The 25,254-nt window shown below is 71.1% G+C and carries 20 protein-coding genes and 1 pseudogene; 12 read left to right on the top strand and 9 right to left on the bottom strand.

All coding sequences use genetic code 11. The annotated features are described in order from the left end of the window. Positions 1-161 precede the first annotated feature (161 nt). Positions 162-1,370 carry a L,D-transpeptidase gene (locus AC3CH1_RS05225; RefSeq protein WP_488461770.1) on the bottom strand — a complete coding sequence of 403 codons (1,209 nt, stop codon included), beginning with the start codon at positions 1,368-1,370 and terminating at the stop codon, positions 162-164. 145 nt (positions 1,371-1,515) lie between these two features. On the opposite strand from AC3CH1_RS05225, the gene murJ reads away from it, so the two are divergent. After that, the gene (gene murJ / locus AC3CH1_RS05220) at positions 1,516-3,168 is read left to right on the top strand and encodes a murein biosynthesis integral membrane protein MurJ (RefSeq protein ID WP_488461769.1); all 1,653 of its coding nucleotides are present in this window, start codon (positions 1,516-1,518) and stop codon (positions 3,166-3,168) included. A 163-nt stretch (positions 3,169-3,331) separates the two neighbouring features. Here the strand turns inward: murJ and recA are convergent, their stop codons facing one another. Both recA and AC3CH1_RS05210 read right to left on the bottom strand, forming a co-directional pair. Next, positions 3,332-4,408 carry a recombinase RecA gene (gene recA, locus AC3CH1_RS05215; protein ID WP_488461768.1) on the bottom strand — a complete coding sequence of 359 codons (1,077 nt, stop codon included), beginning with the start codon at positions 4,406-4,408 and terminating at the stop codon, positions 3,332-3,334. A 332-nt stretch (positions 4,409-4,740) separates the two neighbouring features. Next, positions 4,741-4,845: pseudogene (locus AC3CH1_RS05210) on the bottom strand (LuxR C-terminal-related transcriptional regulator); the annotation flags it as partial. 272 nt (positions 4,846-5,117) lie between these two features. On the opposite strand from AC3CH1_RS05210, the gene ggt reads away from it, so the two are divergent. Beyond that, the gene (gene ggt, locus AC3CH1_RS05205; RefSeq protein WP_488461767.1) at positions 5,118-6,935 is read left to right on the top strand and encodes a gamma-glutamyltransferase; all 1,818 of its coding nucleotides are present in this window, start codon (positions 5,118-5,120) and stop codon (positions 6,933-6,935) included. Positions 6,936-7,069: 134 nt separating this feature from the next. Next, a complete protein-coding gene (locus tag AC3CH1_RS05200) occupies positions 7,070-7,831 on the top strand; it encodes a glycoside hydrolase family 75 protein (RefSeq protein WP_488461766.1) in 762 nt (253 codons plus the stop codon). Positions 7,832-7,852: 21 nt separating this feature from the next. Here AC3CH1_RS05200 and map read toward each other — a convergent pair whose 3' ends face one another. Continuing rightward, positions 7,853-8,620, bottom strand: coding sequence for a type I methionyl aminopeptidase (gene map / locus AC3CH1_RS05195; protein WP_488461765.1), 768 nt, complete (start codon positions 8,618-8,620; stop codon positions 7,853-7,855). Positions 8,621-8,693: 73 nt separating this feature from the next. Between map and AC3CH1_RS05190 the strand changes: the two genes are divergently transcribed. From AC3CH1_RS05190 to AC3CH1_RS05160, 7 genes are all read left to right on the top strand, one after another. Then, positions 8,694-8,963, top strand: coding sequence for a helix-turn-helix domain-containing protein (locus AC3CH1_RS05190; protein WP_018961443.1), 270 nt, complete (start codon positions 8,694-8,696; stop codon positions 8,961-8,963). 54 nt (positions 8,964-9,017) lie between these two features. After that, positions 9,018-9,398, top strand: a complete 381-nt coding sequence (locus AC3CH1_RS05185) for a PPOX class F420-dependent oxidoreductase (protein WP_488461764.1) — start codon at positions 9,018-9,020, stop codon at positions 9,396-9,398. A gap of 175 nt (positions 9,399-9,573) precedes the next feature. Beyond that, on the top strand, positions 9,574-10,941 hold the full coding sequence (locus tag AC3CH1_RS05180) for a hypothetical protein (RefSeq protein ID WP_488461763.1): 1,368 nt from the start codon (positions 9,574-9,576) through the stop codon (positions 10,939-10,941). Between the two features lie 227 nt (positions 10,942-11,168). After that, positions 11,169-12,011: a nitrilase-related carbon-nitrogen hydrolase gene (locus AC3CH1_RS05175; protein ID WP_018961446.1), complete on the top strand. Its 843-nt coding sequence runs from the start codon at positions 11,169-11,171 to the stop codon at positions 12,009-12,011. Then, positions 12,008-13,291 (top strand): aspartate aminotransferase family protein, encoded by a 1,284-nt coding sequence (locus AC3CH1_RS05170; protein ID WP_488461762.1) that lies wholly within the window; start codon positions 12,008-12,010, stop codon positions 13,289-13,291. Before AC3CH1_RS05175 ends, AC3CH1_RS05170 begins: the two co-directional genes overlap by 4 nt. 184 nt (positions 13,292-13,475) lie before the next feature. After that, on the top strand, positions 13,476-14,867 hold the full coding sequence (hydA, locus tag AC3CH1_RS05165) for a dihydropyrimidinase (RefSeq protein ID WP_488461761.1): 1,392 nt from the start codon (positions 13,476-13,478) through the stop codon (positions 14,865-14,867). A gap of 49 nt (positions 14,868-14,916) precedes the next feature. Beyond that, a complete protein-coding gene (locus tag AC3CH1_RS05160; protein ID WP_488461760.1) occupies positions 14,917-15,930 on the top strand; it encodes a TIGR03842 family LLM class F420-dependent oxidoreductase in 1,014 nt (337 codons plus the stop codon). 337 nt (positions 15,931-16,267) lie between these two features. On the opposite strand, the gene AC3CH1_RS05155 is transcribed toward AC3CH1_RS05160, so the two are convergent. The 5 genes from AC3CH1_RS05155 to AC3CH1_RS05135 all read right to left on the bottom strand — a co-directional run bounded on the left by AC3CH1_RS05155 (position 16,268) and on the right by AC3CH1_RS05135 (position 21,596). Then, positions 16,268-16,960 (bottom strand): MIP/aquaporin family protein, encoded by a 693-nt coding sequence (locus tag AC3CH1_RS05155; RefSeq protein WP_488461759.1) that lies wholly within the window; start codon positions 16,958-16,960, stop codon positions 16,268-16,270. Between the two features lie 121 nt (positions 16,961-17,081). Next, positions 17,082-17,297, bottom strand: coding sequence for a DUF6207 family protein (locus AC3CH1_RS05150; RefSeq protein ID WP_488462153.1), 216 nt, complete (start codon positions 17,295-17,297; stop codon positions 17,082-17,084). A gap of 77 nt (positions 17,298-17,374) precedes the next feature. Further along, positions 17,375-18,184, bottom strand: coding sequence for an SAM-dependent methyltransferase (locus tag AC3CH1_RS05145; protein ID WP_488461758.1), 810 nt, complete (start codon positions 18,182-18,184; stop codon positions 17,375-17,377). Positions 18,185-18,273: 89 nt separating this feature from the next. Beyond that, entirely contained in the window at positions 18,274-19,923 is a 1,650-nt protein-coding gene (locus AC3CH1_RS05140) for a SpoIIE family protein phosphatase (protein WP_488461757.1), read from the bottom strand. 671 nt (positions 19,924-20,594) lie between these two features. After that, a complete protein-coding gene (locus AC3CH1_RS05135; protein ID WP_488461756.1) occupies positions 20,595-21,596 on the bottom strand; it encodes a hypothetical protein in 1,002 nt (333 codons plus the stop codon). 29 nt (positions 21,597-21,625) lie between these two features. On the opposite strand from AC3CH1_RS05135, the gene AC3CH1_RS05130 reads away from it, so the two are divergent. Both AC3CH1_RS05130 and AC3CH1_RS05125 read left to right on the top strand, forming a co-directional pair. Continuing rightward, positions 21,626-22,792, top strand: coding sequence for a CapA family protein (locus AC3CH1_RS05130; protein ID WP_488462152.1), 1,167 nt, complete (start codon positions 21,626-21,628; stop codon positions 22,790-22,792). A 208-nt stretch (positions 22,793-23,000) separates the two neighbouring features. Continuing rightward, positions 23,001-25,253 (top strand): HAMP domain-containing protein, encoded by a 2,253-nt coding sequence (locus tag AC3CH1_RS05125; protein ID WP_488462151.1) that lies wholly within the window; start codon positions 23,001-23,003, stop codon positions 25,251-25,253. The last annotated feature ends 1 nt before the right edge of the window (position 25,254 follow it).

The raw sequence follows: 25,254 nt of genomic DNA, 5'->3' as shown, positions 1-25,254 counted from the left end.
GCGTGTCAGTGCAAAGTGACCCGACGGTAACCCCAGTTGTTTACCGCTGGTAACTACCGGGTGCGTTGCGTGAAGGTAACGATTGTTGGACGTGGTGTCAGCAGCGCTGCGGGCCCGGAGCGCTACGTACGCGCTCCGGGCCCGCAGCGGGCGCTACCGGTTCACCTCAGGGCGCTCTTCGCCGCCCAGTCCTCCCACGAGAGGTTCCACGCGCCGTACCCGTTGCCCTCGGCGACCGTGCCCTTGGCCTGCGTGCCGGTCATCTCGAACGGGTCGCCCACCCGCACCTGTCCGTACAGGGCCGCGGCGTCCGCGTCGCTCATCCCGACACAGCCCGAACTCCGGTTGGCCCGGCCGAAAACGCCCGCGTTCCAGGGGGCGGCGTGCACGTACATCCCGGACCAGGTCAGCCGCATCGAGTAGTCGACCATCTTGTCGTAGGCGTCGCCAAGGCCCACCGTCTCGGAGCGCATGTTGATCGTGCCCTCCTTCGACATCAGCACCGCCGTGCCCCGCCAGGAGGCCTTCTCGCCGCCCGGGGTGCCCGCCGACATCGGGATGTCCAGGACCCGCTTCCCGTCCCGGTGCAGGGCGAGCCGGGACCGGTCCAGATCGACCTTGACCACCTGGGCCGCGCCGATCGTGAACGTCGTCGTGTAGTCGCGGACGAACCAGCCGCCGTCCGCACCCGTGTCGACCCCGTTCAGCTGGGCGTCCAGGGTGACCTTCGTGCCGGGCTTCCAGTACTCCCTGGGCCGCCAGTCGACGCGGTCCTTGCCCGAGTAGTCCTGGAGCCAGCCCCAGGAGCCCTCGGTGTCGTTGGAGGTGGAGACCTTCAGGGCCTTCTCGACCGCGGCCCTGTCCTTCACGGGGTGGTCGAAGACGACGGAGAGCGGCTGGGCGATGCCCACGGTCGTGTTCTTCCCCGGCGCGAGGAGAAGCTTGTTGACCTTCTCTGCCTTGGCGGTGGCGAACGTGGCCCGGTCGCTGCCGCCGCCCACGTCCTTGGCCTCGACCGTGTACGCGGTGCCTGGCGCGGCGACCCGATCGGATGTCCAGCTCCGTCCGTCGGCGGATATCTTCCCGGCCAGCGCGCCGTCCTCGCCCGCCGTCACCGACACCGCCTTCAGCTTTCCGTGAGCCAGCGTCACCTTCACCGGTCCGCCCGGGGCCGCCGCCCTGCCCTTGAGGTTCACCGAGACGCTGGTGCCGGGCGCCTTGGCGTCCCCGCCCACCTCTGCGGAGCCCGAGGGGTCGCCCGCACACGCGGTGAGCGCGGCGGCGAGCAGGGCCGCGGGCCCGCTCAGGGCGAGCCGGGCCCTGTGGCCGGCCGGGGCGGAACGACGGATGCGAGGACGTGCGGAACTCAACGGAAAAACCTCCAGGCAGGGGTGCTCACCAGGGGAGAGGCATTTCCCTCATGTCGGGTTCCTTCCTTTCCCCGGAGAAACCTCACTGCTCCGTCCGGAGTACGCTCCACCGTCGGCCAGCACCTCGGAACACGGGAGACCAGCAGTGAGCGTGACCGTCGACAGCGCCGCCACCGGCCCCCCGGCCCGCTCCGCTTCGGTGCTGCGCAGCGGGGCCGTGATGGCGGCCGGCTCCGTCGTCTCGCGTGCCACCGGCTTCGTCCGCTCGGCCGTCGTCGTCGCCGCTCTCGGCACCGGCCTGACCGCCGACGGCTACACGGTCGCCAACACCGTGCCCAACATCCTCTACATCCTGCTCATCGGCGGCGCGCTCAACGCGGTGTTCGTCCCCGAACTGGTCCGGGCGGCCAAGGAACACGCCGACGGGGGAGCCGCGTACACCGACCGGCTGCTCACCCTGTGCACCGTCGGCCTCCTCGCGCTCACCGCGCTCGCCGTGGCGGCGGCGCCCCTCGTCGTCGGCGTGTACACCGACTACGACGGCCGCCAGGCCGAACTGACCGTCGCCCTCGCCCGCTACTGCCTGCCGCAGATCCTCTTCTACGGACTCTTCACCCTGCTCGGCCAGGTCCTCAACGCCCGCGGCCGGTTCGGCGCGATGATGTGGACCCCGGTCCTCAACAACGTCGTGATCATCGGGGTGTTCGGGCTCTACATCGGCGTCGCCGCCGACTCCGACGGGGCCCTCTCCAACGCGGACGCCCATCTCCTCGGCTGGGGCACCACCGCCGGGATAGCCTTGCAGACCCTGGCCCTGCTCCCCGCCCTGCGCTCCGCCGAGTTCCGCTGGCGGCCCCGGTTCGACTGGCGCGCCAGCGGACTGACCCGGCCGGTCCGCGCGGCCGGCTGGCTGGTGCTGCTGGTCCTCACCAACCAGCTCGCGTACTGGGTCGTCACCCGGCTCTCCACCGCCACCGGACAGCACGCCGTAGAACAGGGCGTCGCGGGCGGGGCGGGCTACACCGCGTACAGCTACGCCTATCAGCTCTGGGTCGTCCCGCAGGGGATCATCACGGTCTCGCTGGTCACCGCGCTGATGCCCCGGATGAGCCGGGCCGCCGCCGACGGCGACCTCGCCGGGGTGCGGCGCGACGTCGCGTACTCCCTGCGCACCAGCGCCGCCGTCGTCGTGCCCGCCGCCACCGTGCTGCTGGTGCTCGCGCCCTGGGTGATCGGCTCCGTCTTCGGGTACGGGCGCACCACCGACGCCGACATCACGGTGATGGCCGGGATGATGGCGGCGTTCGCCCCCGGGCTGATCGCCTTCTCCGGGAGTTACGTCCTCTCCCGCGGCTTCTACGCGATGAGCGACACGCGCACCCCGTTCCTTCTCAACCTGCTGATCGCCGCCGTCCAGGCGGGCCTCTCGGTCGCCGCGTACCTCCTGCTGCCGGCGCGCTGGGCGGTGACCGGGATGGCCGGGGCGAGCACGGTGGCCTTCTGCGCCGGGTTCGCCGTCACCGGTCACGTCCTGTCGCGGCGGCTCTCGGGCCCCGGTGCCGGCTCCCTGCTGCGGTCGCCGACCCTCGGTGCGCACGCCCGCCTCGTCGCCGCCTGCCTGCCCGCCGGTGCGCTGGCGTACGGTGCGGCGCGCGCGGCGGAGGGCGCGGGTGACATGGCGGCCGCCGGAGCCGGGACGCTCACGCTGCTGCTCGTGGTGGTGCTGCTGGCCCGGCCGTTCGGGATCGGCGAGATCACCGGGATGGTGGCGGCCGGCCGGGCGCGGCTGCGCCGCTGACGGCGGGCCCGGTCAGCCGCCGGCCCGGTGGGACGCGGGCGTGTTGGGCACGGGGGCCTGGGCCTCGCGCGTCACATCGCCGGCCGGCTCGACCACATCGGGGCCGTACGCACCGGAGTTGACGACCCCCAGCAGCAGGCAGAACGACTCGTGCCGATGCCTGTCAGGCGGCGTCTCCCGACGGGGCTCGGGCGACAGCGGGGGCCGGGGTGGCGATCGCGTCCTCGGCGTCCGCAGTCGCCACCGCTACCCCGATTCCGAGCTTCTCCAGGATCTTCCTCTCGATCTCGTTGGCGAGGTCGGGGTTGTCCTTGAGGAAGTTGCGGGCGTTCTCCTTGCCCTGGCCGAGCTGATCGCCCTCGTAGGTGTACCAGGCGCCGGCCTTGCGGACGAAGCCGTGGTCCACGCCCATGTCGATCAGACCGCCCTCGCGGCTGATCCCCTGGCCGTAGAGGATGTCGAACTCCGCCTGCTTGAACGGCGGGGCAACCTTGTTCTTGACGACCTTGACGCGGGTGCGGTTGCCGACGGCGTCGGTGCCGTCCTTGAGCGTCTCGATCCGGCGGATGTCCAGGCGCACCGAGGCGTAGAACTTCAGCGCCCGGCCACCGGTGGTGGTCTCCGGGGAGCCGAACATCACACCGATCTTCTCGCGGAGCTGGTTGATGAAGATCGCCGTCGTCCTCGTCCGGCTGAGCGCACTGGTGATCTTGCGGAGGGCCTGGCTCATCAGACGCGCCTGAAGGCCCATGTGGGAGTCGCCCATCTCGCCCTCGATCTCCGCACGGGGCACCAGGGCCGCCACGGAGTCGATCACGATCAGGTCGATCGCGCCGGATCGGATCAGGATGTCGACGATCTCCAGCGCCTGCTCACCGTTGTCCGGCTGGGACAGGATCAGGTTGTCGATGTCGACGCCGAGCTTCTTCGCGTACTCCGGGTCCAGCGCGTGCTCGGCGTCGATGAACGCCACCGAACCGCCGAGCTTCTGCGCGTTCGCCACCGCGTGCAGCGTCAGCGTCGTCTTGCCGGAGGACTCCGGCCCGTACACCTCCACCACACGGCCGCGCGGCAGACCGCCGACGCCGAGAGCGACGTCCAGCGCGGTCGATCCCGTGGGGATGACCTCGATGGGCTCCTTCGGCCGCTCACCCAGGCGCATCACCGCGCCCTTGCCGAATTTCTGCTCGATCTGTGCGAGTGCGGTGTCCAGCGCCTTCTCTTGGTCGGTTCCTGCCATGAGCTTTCACCCGGTCCGATTGAGTGGCACGCCGCACGTCGGAGAACGTGAGCGTCTACTGCCGACAACGGACGCGTCGAAGATCCCAAAAACGAACATCCGATCGAATTTCGTGTCCAGTGAAAGGTATCAAACCGGGTATCAAACCGAGGGAAGCGGAACGGATGACGCACCGGACCGCTCCGGACGCGCGGACCGCGTCGCTCGCCTCCCGCCTCCCGCCTGTCGCCGGGCAGCAGGAGCCCGTGCCGAGCTGCTCGGTTTCCGCCCTCCGTCCCGCGATCTCGAGGCCCGGACGCGTCCCCCTACCCAATTACGGGCCACCGCGTGACCTTCACCGTGCCCTCGACGAGGTGCGGCCGGCTCGCGATCTCGGCATGGGTCAGGCCCGTCCCGAGTCCGGCCAGTACCTTGCGCTGCCGTTCCGTGAGCCGCTGTCCGTCGGCCGGCCGCGAGCCGAACTCGCCTCTCTGCTCCCTGCCCGCGCCTACCCCTACCTGTCCGGTCGGTCCCGCTCCGTGTCCCGGCCGCCCGGCGCCCGTTGACCCGACTGATTCCGCCGGCCATCGCGACCAGCACGATGGTGCGCACGTTGGCCGTCGCGGGCGCGCATGGCGTCGGTCATCCGGGTAACCGTTCGAGGCGGTCCTGACGATCCGGCACCCCCGGGGCTACCCTGCGGCGGGAGATCCGTTGACTGGAGGTACGTATGCGCCGTTCCGTCGGCCGGAACACGTCGCTGTTGGCCGTCCTCGCCGTGGTCGCGTCGGTGGGCGCCGCCACCCCGGTGGCTTCGTCACCGTCCGCCGCCCCGCGTCCCGCGCCGCCCAAGTCCCCGGTGGCGGTGGGCTACGGGGGAGCGGTGGCGAGCGTCGACCCGGACGCGTCGGCCGCCGGGATCGAGGTGCTGCGCAAGGGCGGCAACGCGGTGGACGCGGCCGTGGCCACGGCCGCCGCGCTCGGCGTGACCGAGCCGTACTCGGCGGGCATCGGCGGCGGGGGCTACTTCGTCCACTACGACGCCAAGAAGCGCACCGTGCGGACGATCGACGGCCGCGAGACCGCGCCCCGCAGCGCGGACGCCTCCCTCTTCCTGGAGAACGGCAAGCCGATCCCCTTCGAGGAGGGCGTGACCAGCGGCCTCGGCGTCGGCACCCCCGGCACCCCGGCCACCTGGGAGCGGGCTCTGGACGCGTGGGGCAGCAAGTCCCTGCGTACGCTGCTGAAACCGGCCGAGCGACTGGCCCGGGACGGCTTCGTCGTGGACGGCACCTTCCGCTCGCAGACGGCCGCCAACCAGGCTCGGTTCGCCGACTTCCCGGCCTCCGCCGAGCTGTTCCTGCCGGGTGGTGAACTCCCGTCCGTCGGCTCCGTGTTCAAGAACCCCGACCTGGCCCGTACGTACGAGAAGCTCGGCCGCAAGGGCGTCGGGGAGCTGTACCGGGGCGAGTTGGCCGACGACATCGTCCGTACGGTGCGCAGGCCGCCCGTCGACCCGGACGCCACCCGGAAGGTGCGGCCCGGCGACCTGACCCGTGAGGACCTGGCCGCCTACCGGACCCTGCGCAAGGATCCGACGAAGGTGAACTACCGGGGCCTGGACGTCTACGGCATGGCACCCTCCTCGTCCGGTGGCACCAGCGTCGGTGAGGCCCTCAACATCCTGGAGTCCACCGACCTCTCGCGCGCCGACCGGGTGCAGTACCTCCACCGCCTGATCGAGGCGAGCCGGATCGCGTTCGCCGACCGGGGACGCTGGGTCGGCGACCCCGCGTTCGAGGACGTACCCACGAAGGAACTGCTGAGCCAGCGGTTCGCCGACGCGCGGGAGTGCCTGATCCGGGACGACAGGGCGCTGGCCAGCCCCCTGGCACCGGGCGACCCGCGCGACCCCGAGCGGTGCGGCAGCGGCGGCACGGCCGCACCCACCATGTTCGAGGGTGAGAACACCACCCACCTGACGACGGCCGACAAGTGGGGCAACGTCGTCGCGTACACCCTGACCATCGAGACCACCGGGGGCAGCGCCATCACGGTGCCCGGCCGCGGCTTCCTGCTCAACAACGAACTGACCGACTTCTCCTTCGCGCCCGCCAATCCGGCCGTGCACGACCCGAACCTCCCGGGACCGCGCAAGCGCCCGCGCTCGTCGATCTCCCCGACCATCGTGCTGAAGCACGGCAAGCCGGTGCTCGCCCTCGGCTCGCCGGGCGGGGCCACGATCATCACGACCGTGCTCCAGTCGCTCACCGGACACCTGGACCGGGGGCTCCCGCTGGTCGACGCGATCGCCGCGCCGCGCGCAAGTCAGCGCAACGCGCCGACGACGGAGATCGAGCCGGACCTGTGGAACAGCCCGGTCCGCGCGGAGTTGGAGAAGCTCGGCCACGCCTTCAGGCAGAACCCGGAGATCGGGGCCGCCACCGGGGTACAGCGCCTGCCCGACGGCCGCTGGCTGGCGGCGGCGGAAAAGGTGCGCCGGGGCGGCGGCTCGGCCATGGTGGTGCATCCGGGCGGCGGTCACTGAGCCGACCGACGGAGCAGGGGCCCCGGGGCCGGTATCGCGCGACACGGCGCGTGGTGCCGGCCCCGCGGCCTTGGCCTGCGACAAGGGGACCCGTGCCGGGCTCCCTCGGTCTACGGAAAGGGTCCTTCCGCACCATGCGCACCCGCATGCTCGCCCTGACATCCGCCGCCTGCGGCGCCGCGCTCCTCGGAGCGGCTGCCCTGCCCGCGTCCGCCACCGCCACCGGCCCCGCCACCGCCACCGGCCCCGGGGCCGGTGGCGGACGGGAGCCGGTGGCGGCCGGGACGACCGCCGTCGAAGGGGGCACGACCGCCGCGACCGCCGCCGAACTGCTGGCCGAGGTCCGTGCCTGCACCCGGATCTCGCAAGGCGTCTACCGCACGGACAGCGGCAGCCCCAAGGCGACGGTGCCCGTCTGCGACACCAAGGAGGCCGTCTTCTGGAAGGCGGACATGGACATCGACTGCGACGGCCGGAAGACGAAGGCCTGCAACCGGAGGACCGATCCCTCCTTCCTGCCGGAGACCGCGTTCCAGAGCTCCCGCGGCGAACCCCTGGACTCGGCCGCGCTCCCCCATGTGGTCGTACCGGGCCCGAGCAAGGTGTGGGACTACCGGAAGTCGGGGCTCACCGGCGGCAGCGTCGTGGCGGTCGTGTACCGGGACCGGGTGCGGTACGGCGTGATCGGCGACACCGGCCCCACGGGCATCATCGGGGAGGCGTCGTACGCCATGGCGAAGGCCCTGGGCATCGATCCCGACCCGGCGACCGGAGGCGCCGAGTCCGGCGTCACCTACATCGCGTTCAAGGACTCCCGCATCTCCCCGATCGAGAGCCGCGCCCGGGCGCGGAGCCGGGGAGCGGAACTGGCCCGGGAGTTCGTCGGGCGCTCGTAGGAGGGCTGTCCGTACGGGTGCTCACAGCGCGGTCAGGACGCGCGGGCCGTCGTTCGTGATCGCCACCGTGTGCTCGGCGTGCGACGCACGGCTGCCGTCGGTGGTCCGCAGCGTCCAGCCGTCCTCGTCGTGGCGGAACTCGTCGCCGCCACCGCCGATGAGCATGGGCTCGATGGCCAGGACCATGCCGTGCCGCAGCGCCATGCCGCGCCCCGGGCGTCCCTCGTTCGGCACGGACGGGTCCTCGTGCATGGTCCGGCCGATCCCGTGGCCGCCGTACCCGTCCAGGATGCCGTAGCCCGCCTTCCGGCAGACCGTGCCGATCGCGTGGGCGATGTCGCCGATCCGGTTGCCGACCACGGCCGCGCCGATCCCGGCGGCCAGGGCCTCGTTCGCCGCGTCGATGAGCCGGGTGTCGGCGGGGCGGGCCTCGCCGACGGTGAAGCTGATCGCCGAGTCACCGGCCCAGCCGCCCAGGAGGGCTCCCGCGTCCACGCTGACCAGGTCCCCGTCGCGCAGGGGATCGGCCGAGGGGATGCCGTGCACGACCGCGTCGTTGACCGAGACGCAGATGACGGCCGGGAACGGGGTGGGCGCGAAGTGCGGCTTGTAGTTCAGGAAGGGCGAGGAGGCCCCGGCCGCGCTCAGCACCTCGCGGGCCGCCTCGTCCAGTTGGCGAGGGGTCACGCCGACCGCCGCCACCTCCCGCGCCCGGGTCAGGATCTGCGCGACGACCCGGCCGGCCTCGCGCATCGCTGCGATGTCTGTGTCCGTCTTGATGTGCACCATGCCCATTACTATACCGGTCGAACCGGTATAGTAATGACGGTATAGAAATGGCATTCCGTAGTACGATGGGCGCATGGTTCGCACCCCTCTGACACCCGAAGAGCGCCTGCGCGGCGAACGGCTCGGCGCGTTGCTCCGCGCGGCGCGCGGGGAGCGCAGCATGGCGGCCGTCGCCGCGAGCGCCGGAATCTCCGCGGAGACCCTCCGGAAGATCGAGACCGGCCGCGCACCCACCCCCGCCTTCTTCACCGTGGCAGCCCTCGCCGGTGCGCTGGGCCTCTCCATGGACGAGATCCTCGGCCGCTGCGCGCCGGAACCGGCCGCCGTCCCGCTGATCGCGTAGTCCGGGCCGTGCCCTGACCGGCGGGTCGCCTCTCGGAGCGCGTAGGGTCGCGCCGTGACTCTCCAGGACTTCGCGCGCACCGAATACGTCAGCCTGACCACGTACCGGAAGAACGGCACACCCGTCGCCACGCCCGTCTGGGCCGCCGCCGAGGGCGATGTGCTGTACGTCTGGACCCGCTCCGACTCGTGGAAGGTCAAGCGGCTGCGCAACAACGGCGAAGTCGTCGTCACCGTCTGCGACGTGCGCGGCAGGATCGCCGAAGGGGCCCCCAGCGCGGAGGGCACGGCGAAGCTCCTCGACGAGGACGGCACCCGCGCGGCGCGCAAGCTGCTGGCGCGCAAGTACACCTGGAAGTTCTGGCTCGTCGACTGGCCCGCGACCGTCGCCCGGCTCGGCAAGCGCCCGCACACCGGGATCGCCATCACCTTCTGAGCCCCCTTCGGGCCCCTAGTGCTCCCGCCGTCGGCGGAGCGCGCAGGGGTGCGCAGCCGGGCGGTGCACTCCTGCCGCATCGTGCCCGAAAGCTGCGCGTAGCCGCCCTGTAACACGCCTGCGGTCGAATGCCTCCGGACTGGAAGGCTTCAGTCGACGGTCGGCGAGGGCGACGATGACGGTGCATCAGCAGGCTTACGAAATCGTGGCGTTCGCGCATTACCTGCGAGAACTGGCGGCACGACTGGACCCCGGACGCGGCTGGTACGGGGTCTTCACCCGGCGCGACCCGGTCGGTATGCGGTCCTGCCTGGACGGGGCGGAGATCCCGCCCTGGGACGTGGTGGAGTCGTTGCTCGCGGACCTCGCCGCCCTGCGCGGCGCCCGGTTCGCCGAGCAGGTCTCGGTCCGGGCCGCCGCGCTCTACTCCGCGGCCGCGGCCACCCACGACCGGCGGCCCGGCGGACGCCAGGAGCTCGTCCACCGGCTGGGGTTGATGGTCCGCGAGCAGCACCGGGCGGCGGAACGCCTGCGCGGCGCCGGGCCCGGCGGCCCGGTCCCGGCCGAACCGGAAGCGCTGGCCTGGGCCCGCGACGACCATGAACGCGCCACCGCCCGCTGCGCCGAACTGCGGGGGCGGCTGGCGGCGGTGACGGTCCCCGGGGTCCGGCCGCGGGTCGAGGACGCCTACGGGCCGTCGGCCGGGGGCGTCGAGGGGGTCCGGCCCGACGCCTCGGCCTTCACCGCCGATGCCCCCGACGACCCGGCCCCCACCGCCCCCGCTCCCCGGCGCGGGAAGCCGCGCGGAGCCCGGTTCGCCGGCCTGGAGGTCGATGAGGAGGCGCAGGAGGCCGACTACGCGCCCTCGCCGCTGCCCGGTCCGCCCGTGCCCTCACGCTCGGGTCCGCCCGCCCCGCGCGGCGCCCGCTTCGGCGGTGGCGCGGGGGAGGAGGGGCGCGAGGGCCGGGGCGCTGCCGGGGGGAACCGTGCGCCGGACGCCCTGCCCGATCCGGCCGCCGGGCAGGCCGTCGCCGGGGCCGTCGCCCAGCTGATCCGGCTGCGCGCCGAGGGCCGGGGCGGCGAGGCGCACGTGGTGCTCTGCGAGGTCGCGGCCTGGCCCGCGCCCCGGCTGCCGGTGCTCGCGGTGGCCCTGTACCGGGCCGGGCTCGCCGCCGACTGGACGACCCTGCTCTGGGAGGTGTCCTCGCTGCCGCCCGCCGGATTCGCCGCCGCGGCGGGCGCGCTGGCCGTCGCCGGGCGCGAGGCGGACTGCGGGCTCCTGCTGCGCCAGGGCGTCGCCCGGCCCGCCGCCGAGGTGGCCGAGGCGGTGCTCGCCCTGGACGGCGCCGGCCGGGAGCGGGAGGCACGGGACCTGCTCGGCGCCTTCGTCCGCGTACGCACCCCGCAGGAGGCCGCCGAGCTGGCCGGGACCGGCGGCACCCGGCTGCCGCCCCTGCTCCTGGCGGCGGCCCGCGAGGTGTCGGTGGAACGGGAGTGGGACCTGGTGCACGCGCTGCGGGTGGCGGGCGTGCCGGGCGTCTGAGGTTCCCGGGCGTGTGTGGAGACCCCTGGGGGCGTCTTGACGACCACCGGAGACCGGGACCGTGGCCGTTGTGGACCGGTCGGGTGCGAAACATGATCGACTCCGCCGGTTCACGGCGATGGTCTTGCCCCGCCGGACGGAGGGGCTTACGTTCTCCATCCATGCACCGATCTACGTGCGTAGAGAACGCGTGCAGGCTCTCTGACGCCGCGTCGAAGGAGCAGCTCATGTCCCACGTCGTACGCGCCGCACTCGTCCAGGCGACCTGGACCGGCGACACCGAATCCATGATTGCCAAGCACGAGGAACACGCGCGCGAGGCCGCCCGGCAGGGCGCGAAGATCATCGGCTTCCAGGAGGTGTTCAACGCCCCCTACTTCTGCCAGGTCCAGGAGCCCGAGCACTACCGCTGGGCCGAGCCGGTCCCCGACGGCCCGACCGTCCGGCGCATGCGGGACCTGGCCCGCGAGACCGGCATGGTGATCGTCGTCCCGGTCTTCGAGATCGAGCAGTCCGGCTTCTACTACAACACCGCGGCCGTGATCGACGCCGACGGCTCGTACCTCGGCAAGTACCGCAAGCACCACATCCCGCAGGTCAAGGGATTCTGGGAGAAGTACTACTTCAAGCCCGGCAACGCCGGCTGGCCGGTCTTCGACACCGCCGTCGGCAAGGTCGGCGTGTACATCTGCTACGACCGGCACTTCCCCGAGGGCTGGCGGCAACTCGGACTCGGGGGAGCCCAGTTGGTGTACAACCCGTCGGCCACCTCACGCGGACTCTCCAGCCACCTCTGGCAGTTGGAGCAGCCGGCCTCCGCCGTCGCCAACGAGTACTTCGTCGCCGCGATCAACCGGGTCGGCCAGGAGGAGTACGGCGACAACGACTTCTACGGCACCAGCTACTTCGTCGACCCGCGCGGCCAGTTCGTCGGGGACGTGGCCAGCGACAAGGAAGAGGAACTCCTCGTCCGCGACCTGGACTTCGACCTGATCGAGGAAGTCCGCCAACAGTGGGCGTTCTACCGGGACCGACGGCCCGACGCCTACGACGGGCTGGTGGAGCCGTGACCGGACTGCACGAGCGCCACCTCGCCGTCAGCCCCGAGTGGCTGGCCCTCTACTACCGCCACCCCCTGGAACTCACCCACGGCGAGGGCCGTCACGTCTGGGACGCGGACGGCAACCGCTACCTGGACTTCTTCGGCGGCATCCTGACCACGATGACCGCCCACGCCCTGCCCGAGGTGACCAAGGCGGTCGCCGAACAGGCCGGGCGGATCATCCACTCGTCCACCCTCTACCTCAACCGCCCCATGGTGGAGATGGCCGAACGGATCGCCAATCTCTCCCAAATCCCCGACGCCCGGGTCTTCTTCACCACCTCGGGCACCGAGGCCAACGACACCGCCCTGCTGCTCGCCACCGCGTACCGCCGCTCCAACCAGATCCTCGCGATGCGCAACAGCTACCACGGCCGGTCGTTCTCCACGGTCTCCATCACCGGCAACCAGGCCTGGTCGCCCACGAGTCTGTCCCCGCTCCAGACCCTGTACGTCCACGGCGGCGTCCGCGGCCGTGGCCCGTACGCCGAGCTGAGCGACGAGCGGTTCATCCAGGCGTGCGTCGCCGACCTGGAGGACCTCCTCGGGCACACCCGCCGACCCGCCGCCCTGATCGCGGAACCCATCCAGGGCGTCGGCGGCTTCACCTCCCCGCCCGACGGCCTGTTCGCCGCGTTCCGGGAGGTCCTGGACCGGCACGGGGTGCTGTGGATCTCGGACGAGGTGCAGACCGGCTGGGGCCGTACCGGTGACCACTTCTGGGGCTGGCAGGCGCACGCCGAGAACGGGCCGCCGGACATCCTCACCTTCGCCAAGGGCATCGGCAACGGCATGTCGGTCGGGGGAGTGGTGGCCCGGGCCGAGGTGATGAACTGCCTCGACGCCAACTCCATCTCCACCTTCGGCGGTTCACCGGTCACCATGGCCGCGTCGCTCGCCAACCTCTCGTACCTCCTGGAGCACGACCTCCAGGGCAACGCGCGGCGCGTCGGCGGGCTCCTCATCGAACGACTGCGGGGCATCGCCGCCGCATCGCCCGCCGTGCGCGAGGTGCGCGGCCGGGGCCTGATGATCGGCATCGAACTGGTGAGGCCAGGCACCGACGAGGCCGACGCCGAAGCCGCCGCGGCCGTCCTCGAAGCGGCCCGCGCGGGCGGACTCCTCATCGGCAAGGGCGGCGGCCACAGCACCAGCGTCCTCAGGATCGCCCCGCCGCTGACCCTGACCGTCGCCGAGGCCGAGGAAGGCGCGGCGATCCTCGCGGACGCCCTGCACGCGGCGGGCTGACCCCCGCCCGGCGGGCCCCTACGTATGTCAACCGTGCGGGGCGGCCCCGGCCGGGGGTTTTCCGGCGGAGTGGGAGGTGTGTTGTGCGAGGTAACGGTGTGAGGGGGCCGGCGGGGCGGGGTGTGGCCCCGGCCGGTGTCGGTGGTGGGCTGTTCGGTGGTCGGTGTGAAGGGAAGGTTGGGAAATGACTCGGACTCTGATCTCTGGTGGTCTTGTGATCACGGCTGCGGACGAGGTGCACGCGGATGTGCTGATCGAGCAGGGCCGGGTGGTGGCGTTGGCAGCGCCGGGTTCGCAGGAGTGGGCGGCGGAGCGGGTGATCGACGCGTCGCAGAAGTACGTGATTCCGGGCGGGGTCGACGCGCACACGCATATGGAGCTGCCGTTCGGCGGCACGTTCGCGTCGGACACGTTCGAGACGGGGACGCGGGCGGCGGCGTGGGGCGGGACGACGACGATCGTCGATTTCGCGGTGCAGTCGAAGGGGCACGCGCTGCGGGCCGGTCTGGATGCCTGGATGGAGAAGGCGGACGGGAACTGTGCGATCGACTACGCGTTCCACATGATCATGTCGGACGTGAACGAGTCGACGCTGCGGGAGATGCCGAGGCTGGTCGAGATCGGTGTTTCCTCGTTCAAATTGTTCATGGCGTATCCGGGTGTCTTCTATTCGGACGACGGCCAGATCCTGCGGGCGATGCAGGTGGCCGGGGACACCGGCGGGCTGATCATGATGCACGCGGAGAACGGCATCGCGATCGACGTCCTCGTCGAACAGGCCCTGGCGAGGGGCGAGACCGATCCCCGCTACCACGGGGAGGTCCGCAAGGCGTTGCTGGAGGCGGAGGCGACCCACCGGGCGATCCAGCTGGCCCGGGTCGCGGGCAGTCCCCTGTACGTCGTGCACGTGTCGGCCGAGGAGGCGGTGGCGGAGCTGGCGGCGGCGAGGGACATGGGCCTGCCGGTCTTCGGTGAGACCTGCCCGCAGTACCTCTTCCTGTCGACGGACAACCTGGCGGAGCCGGACTTCGGGGGCGCCAAGTACGTGTGCTCGACACCGCTGCGGCCGAAGGAGCATCAGGCGGCATTGTGGCGGGGCCTGCGCACGAATGACCTCCAGGTGGTGTCGACGGATCACTGCCCGTTCTGTTTCACCGGTCAGAAGGACCTGGGCCGGGGCGATTTCTCCAAGATCCCCAACGGGCTGCCGGGGGTGGAGAACCGCATGGACCTCCTCCATCAGGCGGTGGTGGACGGGCACATCTCCCGCCGCCGCTGGATCGAGATCGCGTGTGCGTCCCCGGCCCGGATGTTCGGTCTCTATCCGCGGAAGGGCACGATCAGCCCCGGTGCGGACGCGGACATCGTCATCTACGACCCGCATGCCACTCAGGTGCTGTCGGCCGAGACCCACCACATGAACGTCGACTACTCGGCGTACGAGGGGAGGACGGTGACCGGCCAGGTCGAGACCGTCCTCTCACGGGGTGAGGTGGTGGTGGATCAGCGCAAGTACGTGGGTCACGCGGGGCACGGGGCGTTCCTGCCGCGTGGTCTCTGCCAGTACCTGGGCTGAGCGCCCCGGGGTCTCGTCCTCTATCGACTCGAAACTTTGGAGGTTCCGCGTGGACTTCGGACTCGTCCTGCAGACCGACCCGCCCGCCTCGCAGGTCGTCGGGCTGATGCGCCGGGCAGAGCGCAACGGCTTCCGCTACGGCTGGACCTTCGACTCGGCCGTGCTGTGGCAGGAACCCTTCGTCATCTACAGCCAGATCCTCGAACACACCACCAAACTCCACGTCGGCCCGATGGTGACGAACCCGGGAACGCGAACGTGGGAGGTCACCGCCTCCACCTTCGCGACCCTCAACGACATGTACGGCAACCGCACGGTGTGCGGCATCGGGCGCGGCGACTCCGCGATGCGCGTCGCCGGCCGCCGGCCCAACACCCTGGCCCGCCTCGGCGAGGCCATCGACGTCATCCGCGACCTGGCGGAGGGCCGGGAGGCCGAGGTCGACGGCAGCCCGATCCGCATTCCCTGGGTGAAGAACGGGAAGCTGCCGGTGTGGATGGCGGCGTACGGCCCCAAGGCCCTGGCACTGGCCGGACAGAAGGCCGACGGTTTCATCCTCCAGCTCGCCGACCCCTTCCTGACGGAGTGGATGATCAAAGCGGTCCGGCAGGCTGCCACCGACGCGGGCCGCGACCCCGATGCCCTCACCATCTGCGTCGCCGCACCGGCGTACGTCACCGCGGACAACTCCCCGCAGGCGCTGGCCCATGCCCGCGATCAGTGCCGCTGGTTCGGCGGCATGGTCGGCAACCACGTCGCCGACCTGGTGGAGAAGTACGGCGAACACTCCTCGATGGTCCCCGAAGAGCTGACGGCGTACATCAAGGACCGGCAGGGCTACGACTACGGCCACCACGGCCGCGCCGACAACCCCGATACAGTCTTCGTCCCCGACGAGATCGTCGACCGCTTCTGCCTCCTGGGCCCCGCCGAGACGCACATCGACAAGCTCCGCCACCTCAAGACCCTGGGCGTTGACCAGTTCGCCGTCTATGACATGCATGACAACCGCGAGGGCACCATCGACGCCTACGGCTCCACCGTCATTCCCGCCCTCCGCTGACAGAGTCGTTCGGTCCAGGCACCGGTACGGGTGGTTGACGGCCATCCACCTGTTCGGCTGTACGGTGCGAGCCGGCGCAGTAACTCCAGTGCCGCGTGCTCGGTCTTCCCGGCCTGGCGAGTCCGTCTTCCGGTGCTGTGACAGACGGCCACGTCGTGCAGGGCGCCGGCCAGGCACGCACCGGGGAGGGCGGGCACGCACGCGCATCGTCAGGTCCCGTCGTACCGAGTGAACGGCGAGCTTCCAGCAGGCGTGCGCCGCTTCCTGCGCCCCACGGACAGCGGGGTGGATTCTTTCGGCGGTCGGCGGCTCTTCCGCGGAAGAGAGCGACACCAGGTCACGTGCCTGACTGCACGGCGAGGCCACGGGAGTCCGTGGCCTCCTCGGCGGTGACGAGGGAGCCTCGGTCGTGAGGGTGGATAACGCGGAAGCCCATCCCGGCTGCCGCGCCGCCCACAAGGTTCGCGAGTAGGTAGACCCAGATAGCGGACCAGTCGAGCAGGCCCGCGAAGGCTCCACCGAGTGCCACAGCCGGGTTGAACACGGCGCCGGATATCCCCCCGACCGTCACCGCGCCCGCCAGTACGGTGAAACCGATGGCGAGCCCGTAGAACGAGTTGTCGGGGTGGCTGGAACTGGTGGCGACGTTCAGCACCACATAGGCGAGTGCGAAAGCGAAGAGCGCTTCGACCACGAGGGCGGCGACGAGCTGGTGGCCGGATAACGAGAGCCGATGCGTGGTCTCGGGAGAAACGATCCACCGAGCGAGAGGCCCGGCAGTGAGGGCAGCCAGCGACTGGGCGCCGATGTACCCGGCCGCGGCCTCCATGCTGATCCGGCCGCGGATGAGCACGGCGAGGGTGACCGCCGGGTTGTAGTGCGCGCCGGAGACGTGACCTCCGGCGTAGACCATGACCATCAGGACCGCTCCGATGGCCAGCGGGGCTAACGGCGCCTCGGAGAGCACTGCTGTGCCCACAGTGAGGACGAGGAAGAAGGTACCGATGAATTCAACTGCGTAGGTGCGCAAGAAGGCTCCTCGGGACGGAGTTCACATGCTGACTCGGCGATCGCATTCCGTCACGGCGCACGCGTGCAACGAAAGCACAGTGCGACGTGAGCGCAAAAACTCGATCGCCCTATGAAAGTAGTCACTTCCGGCCCGGGAGACCCAGGGGTGTGCGTCTTACAGAAGCATGACGTCGATGCGAGGCGAGGGTCGTCGTTCGTCCAGGGCTGATGTATGGCTGGGCGGGGACGCGTGGGATCTCGGTGACGCCGGAGGCGGCCCAGAGCTGTTGCAGCCAGTCCATCATGGCCAGGGCGGTCTCCTCGTCGGCGGCGGTGATGCCGAGGACGACGAGCAGGCGCGCGCAGGAGTCAAGTCAACGGCGCGACCCGACAGGCGGTCGCAGGTCGGGACGGCACGACCGCGGAAATCGCTTCAGTTCTTTTTGGCGACTGCCCCGTACATGGCGATGTCGCGGCCGTCGATGCCGTTCTGTTCCGGGCCGGGGCGCCAGGTGTGCACCTGGGTGACCCCGGGCTCCTGAAGCTCCAGGCCGTCGAAGAGCGAGGTGGAGGTGGCGAGTTCGCGCAGGGCGAAGGGCATGCCTTGCTGGCGGTACTCCTGGGCGACCCGGTTGACCTCTTCGGGCGCGAAGTCCGCGGTGCCGATGGTCATCGCCAGGTAGCTGCCGGGCGGCAGTGGATCCAGCAGCCTGGCGATCAGACGCCGGTCGTCGGGCGGCAGAATGAAGTGCATGATGCCGATCACCATGAGGCCGACGGGCCGGCTCAGGTCGATCAGCTCCCGGAACTCGGGGCTGTCCAGGATGGCGTCGGGGTCGTGCATGTTCGCGTCCACGTAGGCGGTGGCGCCCTCGGGCGAACTGTGCAGCAGGGCGCGGGCGTGGGCGAGGACGATGGGGTCGTTGTCGACGTAGACCACGTGCGATTCCGGAGCCACCTCCTGCGCGATCTCGTGCAGGTTCGGCGACGTCGGCAGGCCGGTTCCGATGTCGAGGAACTGGCGGATGCCCCGTTCCTCTGCCAGGAAGCGCGCGGCGCGGTGCATGAACCGGCGGTTCTCCAGCATGTGCACGGGCAGGGCGGGCCAGTGCCGGGCCATGGCCTCGCCCGCTTCCGCATCCACGGGGTAGTGGTCCTTGCCACCCAGGATGTAGTCGTACACCCGGGCGGAGTGGGCCCGTGAGGTCGCCAGTCCGCCCTGACGGTCGTTCGGCGTGTTCATACAGAGCCTCTTTCGTCCGGGGACGGGCCTTCTCGACGGTATAGAGGCCCTGTTCCGGGCGCAAACGATGAGGTGCTCGGTACGAGCGGTCACGAGTCCGGCCGGGCTTGCAGGGCGATGATGGCGATGTCGTCCCGCCGGTGGTGAAGAGGTGGGAGAAGGCCGCGGACCAGGGAGCGCAGCGGCGGGCTCCGGCGGGCCAGCGCATCGGTGCGAGTCCGCAGCCGCCGGAGGTTGTCACCGATGTCCGTGTCCGGCGTCTCCACCAGCCCGTCGGTGTAGAAGACCAGGGTGTCGCCCGCGTGCAGGTCTGCGTGGAGGGTGGTTCGGGTGAGGTCGTCGGTGACGCACAGGGGCGGGTCCGGGGCCGTGAGGTCGTGCAGATACCGCGACGGCGCGTCCGCCGGGATCAGCAGGGGCGGCGGGTGCCCGGCGTTGGAGAGGGCGACGTGCCAGCCGCCCTGTGTCTGCCGACGCAGGACCGCGTGCACCGCCGTGACCATGGCCGGGCCGTCGAGGGCCTGCACGATGCGGTCGAGGCGGCTCAGGGTGACCGCAGGACTGGCGGCCGGGCCGCTGTCGTACGCGAGCCCTCTCAGGATGCTGTTGACCCGTGCCATCGCCATGGCCGCGTCGAGGTCGTGCCCCGCGATATCGCCGATCGACAGGGCGAGGGCGTCGGCGGAGAGTCGCACGGCGTCGTACCAGTCCCCACCGACCTCCGCCGCCGAGTCCGCCGGATGGTAGAGCGCGGTGATTGTGAGACCGTCGATGGACGGCGGGACCGCCAGGAAGCTCTGCTGCAGTGCGAGCGCCTTGCCACGGATGCTCTGGAGCTCCATCGTCCGGCGCAGTGGCCCGCTCATCTGCTGGAAGACGTCCCGCAGCAGCGAGAGGTCGGCCTCGTCCGGGGGCGGGTTGCCCCGGCAGGTCGCGATGGTCGCCAGCGCGACGGTCCGGCCGTCCACCACCACGGGCACCAACGCCACACCCGTTGCCCCGGCTTCCCGCAGCCACCGCGCGGAAGCGTCCGAGAGCCCCTCGCCGGAAGGCCCGTCGGGCGGGAAGACCAGCAGCCGGGCCTCCTGGCTTTCGACGGCCTGCCGGGCGACCGGGCCGAGCGCGAAATCCGGGTCCAGCGGGGGCAGGGGAGGCAGCCCGGGGGCGAGCCCCACACGCTCCGGCGACGTTGCGGCCGGTGCGTCGGCGGGCCGCACACCGGCCTCGACGCCGTCCACGAGACGGAAGATGGCCACCGCGTCAGCGAGCTCGGGCACAACGGCCGCGGCCGTCGTCAGAAAAGCCTCCGAGAGATCGCGGGCCGCGGGCACCGCCGCCATACGTGCCAGCAACTTCTCCCGCATCCGGCCGCGCCAGTGTTCCTCCGCGTCGGTGGCCGTTCCAACGAACTCCACCTCACCGTCCTCGTCGACAACGGGCGCAGCGATGATCTTGACGTGGCGGAAGCGGTCGAGGGCACCGTCGAGCCGCACCCTGACGATCGTGTCGAGAGGGGACCGCTGCTGCGTGGCCCTGCGCCAGGCCCGCTGGAACCAGTCCCGGTCCTTGGGATGCACGGCGTCCATCCACGAGGTGTCAGTGCCGGGAGTCCACAGCTTCTCGGCGATCCCGCCCTCGGACAACACGGTGACGACACCGCCGGGCGACATCACCCACACCGACTGCGGCACGGCCCCCATGAGCGCCTGGTACCGCCTGAGGAGACGGTCCTCGTTCACGGCCGTCCCCTCCGACGCCGGGCCGACGACCCCGAGGACCAGGCCGGCGGCATGGCGCCGCCTGCGGCCGTCTCCGATCGCCCACGCCCGCCCCGCTCTCCGGACGGCGCCAGTGGATCACCACCACTCATCCTCCGATAATCCCTCGCATCCCGGACATCAGCACACCCAGACGCTCCACGCGACCACCGAGCCTCCAGCGGCCGACGGCGCCGCTGTACGTGCCGTCGGCCCCGGAGTGCGCTCGCGGGGGCAGGCCCTGGCAGCAGGCAGCGAGGACAGGCCCCTGAGTGCGACCGAGGCTCCTCCAGAACACCACTGCGTGCGGGTTCCGTGGGCACAGCCTGACTACGGGACGCCCTTTTGGCCGTGCCGGACCGACTGCCACCGTCAGGACGCGCGGTTGCCGGACGGGTGCGTGGTCCAGGGAGACGGCGAGCCGGCCGATGGACACCTTCTCGTCGTCGTAGCCGAAACTCATGGCCACGGCGAGCGCCCCCTACCGCGCCTGCGTTCGTTGTCGGGCAGCCCGGCAGCCCGGCAGCCCGGCAGCCCGACAAGTCCTCCGGGGCGCCGATCCCGGCCTTGCCGCGGCGGGTCGCGAGGAGCTCGCGGACCAGGCCGGTCAGCGCCGCTCGGGCGCTCGGCTCACCCGACATGCGTCTGACAGATCATCCCCGTGACGGACTGCTGACTTTCCACGCCGTGACCAGCCCGGCGAGGGCGTCCGCGGCCTCCTCGGCGTCGCGGCCTTCTTCCGCGCGGGCGTGCCGGGCCAGTTCGACGTGGACGAAGCCGGCGTGTTCGCGCTGCGCCGAGAGGCCCTGGACGTTGGTCGTACCCTCCAGCGGGCAGCGTGCCGCCCAGGCCCGGCAGACCCGCATCCCGTCGTCGTCCATACGGTCCGCCATGGCAACCACCTCGGCGGGCGCGGACTCGACGGCGCCGGTGGAGACCACGGCGTCGTAGGGGCGGTCGGACGAGTCGGCGAAACCGTGCAGCTGAACGCCGGGCACCCCGCGCTTCTGCAGCTCCACGACGACCGCCTGGAAGGCGCTGTCCTCGCGGTGGGCGACATCGGCCGCGTCGCCGTCGCCGGCCCGACGGTGCGCGCCGGCAAGGACGAGGGCGCCGCCGGGATTCCGCTCCAGGAGCCGGATGCCGAGGGCCTCCGTGTCGCGGTCGGCGACGGGGTGCGGAACCTGGACGTTCCAGCGGACGGTGGAGTCGACGTTCAGGTACAGGCGGCCCCAGCCGGTGCTCTCGCCGGTGCCGGTCGCGGCGATCTCGTCGTAGCGGCGGCCGGTGTCGGTGTCGGTGAGGCGGGTGACGCCGAGGCCGAGCGGGCCGAGCTGCCGTTCCGCCTTCTGGGTATCGCCCGACAGCAGGCTCCCGACGGCCTTCGCGAGCCGCGCGCGCTGTGCCCCGCCGGGAGGGGTGTAGGGGGAGTCGGCCTGGAACTTCGCTGTGTACCCGAGGATGCGGCTGCGCACGTCGACCAGCTCCCGGGCGCGCGGAACGGAGTCCTCCGGGGCCGGGGACGTATCGGCCTGGCAAGCGACCAGGGTCAGGATCAAACCTGCTGGAACACAACCGCGCAGAAAGCGTGACCATCCCGTGATGACGATTTCATGGTCGCCCTTAACGTTCATGCAAGTATGGATCGGTGACATTCCGTAAGTCTTTCGGTATAGGTCGTTCGCTGGCGGTGCTGGCGATAACCGGTGGCCTGACCGTCTCGTGTGGTTCCGAGGCCGCGCCGCCGCAGGCCAAGGGCGACGGCCGCAGTTTCACCGTTGCCGCGGCCGGTGACGTCCTGATCCACCCGGAACTCGTGGATCAGGCCGCCAAGGATGCCAAGAAGAGCGGGCAAGGACAGGCCGGACTGGACTTCGGGCCGCTGCTCGCCGGGGTGAAGCCCGTGATCAGCAAGGCCGACCTTGCGATCTGTCACATGGAGACGCCCGTCGGGAAGCCCAAGGGCCCGTTCCAGGGATACCCGGAGTTCCTGGTTCCGCCGCAGATCCTGACCGCCCTGAAGGACGTGGGGTACGACACCTGCTCGACGGCCTCCAATCACACTTTCGATCACGGACTCAAAGCGGTGCGGCGCACGCTGAACGCCATGGACGAGGTCGGCCTCGGGCACACCGGGTCGGCGCGGACCCCGGAGGAAGCAGAGCAGATCGACATCCGTGACGTCAACGGCGTCAAGGTCGCCCACCTCTCGTACTCCTGGGAGTCCTTCCTCAACCCCACACCCGAGAAGCAGCGTTGGGCCTTCAACCGGTCCAGTACGGACGAGGTGAAGAAGGCCGAGAAGCGGGCCCGCGACAAGGGTGCCGAGGTGGTGCTCCTCTCCCTGCACTGGGGGCTGGAACATTACAACGAGCCGAGCGTCCCGCAGTTGGACATGGGCCGGCGGATCACCGAGGAGACCGGGATCGACCTGGTGATCGGGCACCACGCCCACGTCGTGCAGCCGATCCAGAAGGTCAACGGCACCTGGATCGCGTACGGCCTCGGCAATCAGGTGGCACGGCACTCCTCGCCGACCGGTCTCACCGAGGAGGGGGCCATCGGCTGGTTCGAGTTCCGTGAGACCGACGACGGCTGGGACGTCTCCGCCCGCTACCGCACCACGCAGATGGACATCCCGCCCGAGATCGAGGCCGGGGAGAAGGCGGCCGAGGGTGCGGTCGAGGACCTCAGACTGGTGGACGTCCAGCAGGCGCTGGAGGACCCCGAGGGGCTTTCCGACGACCGGATCGCACGATACCGGCTGGCCGAGGACCGCACGCGCGGCTTCCTCTACAACCGTGGCGCGCCAGGCGGTGACGGCCTGAAGCGGCTGTCACTGGAGAAGTGACCAGGCCCACACATCTCTGCGTGCCGACGGACACAACCATGTCGCCGTTTATCAGTCTTTGCTGTGACGGCGTCTCGAAGCCGCGCGACAGCGGTGCATCCTCCGGGCACTGAGCACCCGCAGCGACCAAGGAAGAAGACCGGTGACATCGACTCCTGCCGCGCCCCTCGTGCCGAGAGGCAGGCGGCGCAGCCGCAGACGCGCGGATATGCCGCTGCTGGGCGGCATCCGGCCCCCGATCGCGCTGCTGTGCGTACTGATCCTCGCCCTGGCCGGCCTCACGGCCAAGGTGCTGGGCCCGGACACCGAGCCGGTCGCGTCGAAGGCGGTGCTCTCCTCCCAGGAGTACTTCGCCCAGGACGGCGCCATCGCCCTGCGCGCCTCGATCGACGAGAGGGTCACCGACCTCGAACGCACCGCCGCCGCGCTGACCATGGGCAGCCCGGCAGATCCCGAGCGCGTGCTGTCGGACCTGAGCAAGGCGTACCAGAAGTGGACCGGCACGATGGTGCTGGACCTGGGCAGCGGCAAGGTGCTCGCGGCTCGTGGAGAGCGCATCCCGCTCGCCTGGCTGGACAAGGACGTCCTCACCGGTGACGAGGCGCTCACCCCGCGCATGGTGCGGCTGGAGACCGGCGACGTGCGCCTGATGACGATGGCCGTGCTGGACGGGAAAGAAGGGGCGCAGCAACTGCTGATCGCCTCGAACAGCCTCTCGGTGCCCTCCATCAACCTGGGCCCGTTCCGCAGCATGGCCGTCGTCGCGCAGGGGGGCGAAATCCTCGCCACCGCCGGCTTCGAGCAGTCCGAGGCGCTCAACTCGGACGCGGAGCGCGAGGAACTCACCTTCCTTCAGAAGCAGATGAGCCGGCTGTCCGACCGGGCCGCCCAGGAGACCGAACAGAACCCCATCAGCGCCCGGGAGCCCGGATCCCGAGGCTACCCCGGCGTCAGCGGGACCCTGCTGGGCGAGGACTACAACGGCCGCACAGCCACCGCGGGATACGCCTCCCTCGCCGCCTCGGACCCGGAGGACGGGGAGAGCGTCGCCGCCGGCCTCGGCCTCACGGTCGTCGCCATGCTCCCCGTGGTCCAGCAGCAGACCGTCGCCGAGGACGGACGGCAGCTCTTCGGCCTGCTCGCGGCGGGCGCCCTGGTCCTGCTGGGGCTCCTCGCGGTCGCCGTGCTGTGGATGACCGTGCAGCGTCCGCTGCTCGGGCTGTTCCTGGAATCCCGCCGGCTCGCCCGCGGCGACCTGATCCGCCCTGTCACGGTGCCCCGCTGGGGGGAGGCCGCCCGCATCGGCGCCGCCCTCGAGCGCACCCGCTGCCAGCTCGGCGTGAGCGCCCCGGACGGCGGTGCCGACGCCCGCCCGGCCGGCAGGTTCCGGGGCGGTGCTCGCGGGCCGCTGGTGTTGACGGCGGTGCTCCTGCTGCTGTGGTGCATCCCCGTCGGATTCCTGCTCAACCGCACGGACGGGACCGTCAGCATCCCCGCCGTCATGGTCAACGACCAGCGCGACCGCACCGACCTGGTCGCCGACCGGGCCCGCCGGGCGCTGAACGAGGCTCAGGCGGACCTCGTCTCCACCTCACGTCTGATCGACCCCGACGACCCCGCCGCCACCCAGGCCGTACTGAAGGACGCCCTGCGCGAGCACACCCGCTACCAGGCGCTGTACGTCGTGGGTGAGGGCGGCGGCATCATCGCCCGGGCCGGCGGCGACCCCCACGACTGGAGCGCGGAGAAGGACCTGTCACTGGTCCGTGTCTCCGGCAGGGGCGAGAAGAAGCCCGTCGTCCAGGCCGGGGCGCCCGTGCCGGAGCACAAGGGCATGACCCTCGTCGGCGAGGTGCGGGTGGAGTTCCTCAACTCGCTGCTGAAGCGGCCCGGCCTCGGCGAGGTCCGGATCGTGAACGCCGACGCGCGGACGCTCGCCGCCAGCGACGGTTTCCTCGCCTTCGAGGGGCTGCCGAACGATGCGCTGCCGGACCTGGTGCGCGCCGCCAATGTGCAGGTGGGCGCCGGGCCCGTGGAGAACGGCCTGCTCATCCGGGACGGTGGTGCCGTCACCGTGGCCGCAGCGGCGCCGTTCACCGGTGGCGGCGTCGCGTCCGACCTCGGCTGGACCATCGTGAGCTGGCAGGACGCCGGCCACTTCGAGATCACCGCCTACGAGCGCGAGGACCGCAGTGTGCTCGCCAGTCTGCTCGGCATCGCCCTGATCGTCGTCTGCCTGGGCTGGATCCACCTCGTCGTCGTACGGCCCCTGCGGGCCTTGGCGACCGGTGCCGAAAAGCTCGCCGATGGCGATCTGAAGACCGTCCACTATCCCCGCTACCAGGACGAGGTCGGCGCTGTCGTGCGGAGCCTCGAACTGATCCGCCAGCAGTTGCAGGCCCGCCGGCAGGACCAGGTGCGCCGGCCCGCGGAGTCCCGGCCCGCCGCCGGAGGAAGGTGAC

The sequence above is a fragment of the Streptomyces sp. MGP-P1 genome (assembly GCF_057766565.1).
The sequence above is the reverse complement of the archived record's forward strand: the minus strand, read 5'-3'. Positions and strand labels throughout refer to the sequence as shown.